The organism is Chroococcidiopsis cubana SAG 39.79, from assembly GCF_003991895.1.
Taxonomy (GTDB): Bacteria; Cyanobacteriota; Cyanobacteriia; order Cyanobacteriales; family Chroococcidiopsidaceae; genus Chroococcidiopsis; species Chroococcidiopsis thermalis.
Genome location: NZ_RSCK01000202.1, coordinates 1 through 4493, shown reverse-complemented (window position 1 = coordinate 4493; position 4493 = coordinate 1). Strand labels below are relative to the sequence as shown.

Genomic DNA, 4493 nt, shown 5'->3' with positions numbered 1-4493 from the left:
ATCAAGCGATTGCTAAGTTTTATCATTACAAACGTCGCCTTTCCCAATCGCTCAGCTATCTACAACTGTAGTATTAGGCTAGAATTTCTGGTAAGTAGTATGCCTGCAACGGCTGGGGTAGTAGATGAACCATTTTTTCAAACTGCCCCGTAGTAAGAATTTTTGATGTCGGAGTGAAGCTCGTGGAAATAGTCACGCAACAGGGACACTCAGCCAGCATTCTTGGTTTAGCAGCTTCTGGGGGCATGGATGTGACTTGCATCGCCGCCGCATTTGAGGCAGGAATCAATTACTTTTTCTTTTACGATTTCACTAATGAGAAATTTTTAGCTGGTCTAAGATCGCTGTTAGCAACAAAGCGAGAGCAAGTTTTAGTTGCCACGGGTAGTCAAGAACGAGATCTCAACTGGTTGCGCCGTGACTTCGATTCTGTGCGCCAGCAACTAAATATTGATGTCGTCGATGCCTTCTTTGTCGAATATATCTATCCGGCTGAGGATCTGGAGCAAGTTGAGGCATTACTAGAACAATTGCAGCTCTGGCAAGAAAAAGGACTCGTGCGCTACGTCGGAGTCAGCACCCACAACCGAGCAATTGCTTTAGAGCTGATAAAGCGCGGCAAGTGCGAGTTATTAATGCACCGCTACAATATGGCTCATCGCAAAGCAGAAGAAAGCGTTTTACCTAGCGCCCAAACAGCAGGCATTCCCGTCATCGCATTTACCTGTACGCGCTGGGGAACGCTGTTGAAAGGACATCCCAACTGGCAAGAAAAACCACCAACCGCCGCCGACTGTTATCGTTACGTCCTAAGTCATGGAGCAGTAAGGCTAGCTCTCACCGCACCACAGAATTTACAGCAGTTGCAGGAAAACTTAGCTGTTTTGCCAGCACCTCCCCTCTCGCCAGCAGAAATCGCTCGTTGGCAGGCATATGGGGATCTAATCTATGGCAATGGTGAAGATGCGTTTGAAACTCAATGGATGTAAATTGTGCTAGAAAATTCCCTGACCTGGTGTAAGCAGATTGTCGGGATCGTAGCGGCGCTTGGCACTGACTAGCCTACCCCAAACCGGATGAAAGTGCTGCTTCCAGTCAGCTTGAGAAAAAGGAACCGCATCAATTGGGTAGCGATATCCACCACGATCGCGGTTGCGCTCGAAAAACGTGCGGTTGTCGGCTAGCATAGATGCGATCGCGCTAGCATCAGGTGGTGCAGTGCGTAGAATAGCAAACAGGAACACGACTGCCTCATCAGGAACCCGAAACAACGGTAGTGTCAAGCGGTCTGTCGGCACGGGATACAGTAGCACTGGACCCTGACCCGTATCTGATAAAGTCAAGCCAGAGACGATCTCTCCAACAAAGCGATCGACCACTGTTGCTGGGACAAATAAATCTAACCAAGGATGCGGGTAAAACCAAGCACCATTCTCCTTTAAAAAAGCCACAGTTGGAGCTAACCGATTGGCAAAATCAAAGTAAGACTTGTCTTCAATCTGCTCTGTACCCTGACTGTAGCTCAGCCCAGCCAGCAAACTGTTGTTGTTTGGCTTATTTGGTGGAGTATAAAAGCTAGCTGCTTCCAACATATAGCGCCATCCACCACTGGCATCGGCTACGACTTGACCTTCTACGTAGTCAAATCGTTTTTGAGCAATCAGCAAGCGTTGGTCGTGAGTTAAAGCTGCCAGCTCGTTGTAAAACAAGAGAAATACGCGGGCATTTTGAGCAGCAGAAACCAGACGAACTGTTGCCCTAACGATAATGCCACATTGACCCAACCCTGCCAACACTGCTTCAAACAAATCGCGATTCTGCTCGCGAGAGCAAGTTTCTAAGTTGCCCGCACCCGTGACGACTTGAAGGGACAAGACGTTATCCACCTGCACGCCGTAGCGATGACTTCTACCACCGATGCCGCCAACTGCTAAAGTACCACCAACAGATAGCTCGATGTAATCTGTTAGGACAGGGGGTGTCAGTTGTTCCTCTAGGGATGCTTGTAATAGTTGGCTCCACAACACGCCTGCATCTACTTCTGCTTGCTCTGCATTAATAGAATGAATTGTGTTGAGCGAACTCATGTCAATAACTATCCCCGCTTCTACCTGGGATTGACTGTAGGTGGAGTGTGCTTGACCGCGTGCGGCAACTTTTAGTTTATGGCTGCGAGCAAACCGCACGATCCTGACGACATCTTCAACCGAACCTGGTTTGAGGAGGGCAGTTGGATAGCGACGCACTAGATGACCGAAATCATCAGCGGCAGCATTGCGCGTTGCAGTATCGGTGTACAGTATGCCATCCAGGGGTGGCAGTGATTCAAATTCAGATGCAGCACTGGCTGATGTCACCCACTCTCGGTTGACTAAATCGAAGCCAACAACGATCGCAATCGCGATCGCACCTTGCAAAACTTGACGGCGTGAAGCATTGTGATTCATCAAGAATCTCCCGATCTACCGTTTGACAGGCTGAAATTTTGCCCGATAAGAACTGCTTCAAACTTAAATGGCGGCATTTCCCATTGGAGCCAATAAAATTTGTGTCGGGGTAGTCAGAGCGGCATTGCATCATGATTTTGAGCCATTCAATACCTTATGAATTTTCGATAGCAATGCCCAGCCCCGATTGAGTAGGAAAGGAACCACAGCGTATTGAGTAATTGATGTCTCGCTGTACGCAACTCACACTACAATGCGAAGGACAAGTGCAGTTATAGTAGTTACAATCAAAGTCAGACAGCCTATGGCTATGGAACCAGAGGATTATGCGAATTAAGCAAATTTCCGTTAGTGGTTTATTTGGAATTTTCGATCATGTAATTCCATTGAATATGGACGAACGGATCACGATTGTTCATGGACCGAATGGCTTTGGAAAAACAGCAGTACTGAGAATACTGAATGGATTGTTTAACTCTCGATACTCAGAATTAAAAACTATTCCATTTAGTACTTTTCAAGTTGCATTTGATGATAATAGTTATGTTGAAATAATAAAAGATTCTAGCGATTCTGATAAAATAGATAAAAAGAGGAACATAAGTTTTAACTTTTATAAGCATGGATTGGAGAAATGTTCCTTCCTTCTAAAGAGTGCAAAAGCTCGTGCCGATCTAGATTCGTTGATTGAGATTTTCGACGATGTGATACCTGGGCTTCGTCGAATAAATTCTAAAACCTGGCGATATATTCCTACTGGCGAAGCTCTTTCTATAGAAGAAGTCATAGATCGTTTTGAAAACCTCTTACCTTCAAAAATGAGGTTAATACAAGAACCCGATTGGTTGGAAAAATTAAAAGATACTATTCATATTCGTCTTATAGAATCGCAACGATTGCTAAATTTTGTTCCTATACGTTCATCTAAATATTTTTATGAATCCCCTACAATGTTACCAACTGTATCTGCATATTCTGATGAGCTTGCAAAACTTATGCGAGATAAGTTTACTGAATACGGTACAACATCTCAATCTCTTGATAGAACTTTTCCATTAAGAGTAGTAAAACAACAGCTATCACCAGATTTAACAGACGAACAACTTCGTTCGCAATTAAATGAACTTGAAACAATCCGTTCTCGCTTGATAGAAGTGGGTTTATTGGACAAGGATGAAAACTCAGATTTTCAAATCCAGCCTCAAGCTATAGATGAAAGTACCAAAAACATACTATCTGTATATGTTGAAGATGTAGAAAAGAAGTTAAGTGTTTTTAATGACATAGCAAGTAAGATTGATTTGTTAAGAAACATCATCAATAAAAAATTTATGTACTCTTATAAGCAGATGAATTTTAGTAAGGAGAAAGGTTTTATATTTACAACACACTATGAATCATCTTCCTCATCCAATTCAAAAACTCTCTCACCAACAGATCTATCATCTGGAGAGCAGCATGAGTTAGTTCTTTTGTATGAATTACTATTTAAAGTTCAGCCTGATTCTTTAGTATTGATTGATGAGCCTGAGCTATCTCTTCATGTAGGATGGCAGGTGCAGTTTTTAAAAGACTTGCAAGAAATAACAAAACTAGCAGACTTGGATGTTTTAATGGCAACTCACTCGCCTGATATTATTCAGGATCGTTGGGATTTGACGGTTGAACTGAAAGGATCGAACTAGTGAGAGATTTGCTTTCGGTTGACCGTATTGCTAACCAAATTCGCTTAAGACGAAGTACTTATTCAGGTACTTTTTTATTGGTAGAAGGTGCTTCTGACAAAATTTTTTACGAGCGTTTTATTGATAGATCGGCTTGTGAAGTAGTTAGCGTTCCAGGAAAACCTTCTAGTAAATTACGTGTAATTGAAGTTTTGAAAATTTTGGAAACATCAAACTTTCATGGAGTTTTGGCAATTGTCGATGCAGATTTTGAACGGCTTGAAACTTTCCTGTACAGCAGTCCTAACTGGAGTTTAGACTAACCAATGACAAAATGACTCAGCAGTACTGAGTTAACAAGCTACCCAGCTAAAAATATAAA

General features: G+C 43.0%; 3 protein-coding genes and 1 pseudogene. 3 read left to right on the top strand and 1 reads right to left on the bottom strand.

What is annotated here, in order from left to right; translation table 11 throughout:
• Positions 1-182 precede the first annotated feature (182 nt).
• The gene (locus tag DSM107010_RS36945; protein ID WP_127025339.1) at positions 183-989 is read left to right on the top strand and encodes an aldo/keto reductase; all 807 of its coding nucleotides are present in this window, start codon (positions 183-185) and stop codon (positions 987-989) included.
• 6 nt (positions 990-995) lie between these two features.
• Here the strand turns inward: DSM107010_RS36945 and DSM107010_RS36940 are convergent, their stop codons facing one another.
• Positions 996-2447 carry an FAD-binding protein gene (locus DSM107010_RS36940; protein WP_106170360.1) on the bottom strand — a complete coding sequence of 484 codons (1452 nt, stop codon included), beginning with the start codon at positions 2445-2447 and terminating at the stop codon, positions 996-998.
• A 326-nt stretch (positions 2448-2773) separates the two neighbouring features.
• Here DSM107010_RS36940 and DSM107010_RS36935 point away from each other — a divergent pair, with 326 nt between their 5' ends.
• Positions 2774-4132, top strand: a complete 1359-nt coding sequence (locus DSM107010_RS36935) for an AAA family ATPase (RefSeq protein ID WP_106170373.1) — start codon at positions 2774-2776, stop codon at positions 4130-4132.
• Positions 4132-4419, top strand: a pseudogene (locus DSM107010_RS36930) (DUF4435 domain-containing protein); the annotation flags it as partial. The gene DSM107010_RS36935 and the pseudogene DSM107010_RS36930, both read left to right, overlap by 1 nt.
• Positions 4420-4493 lie beyond the last annotated feature (74 nt).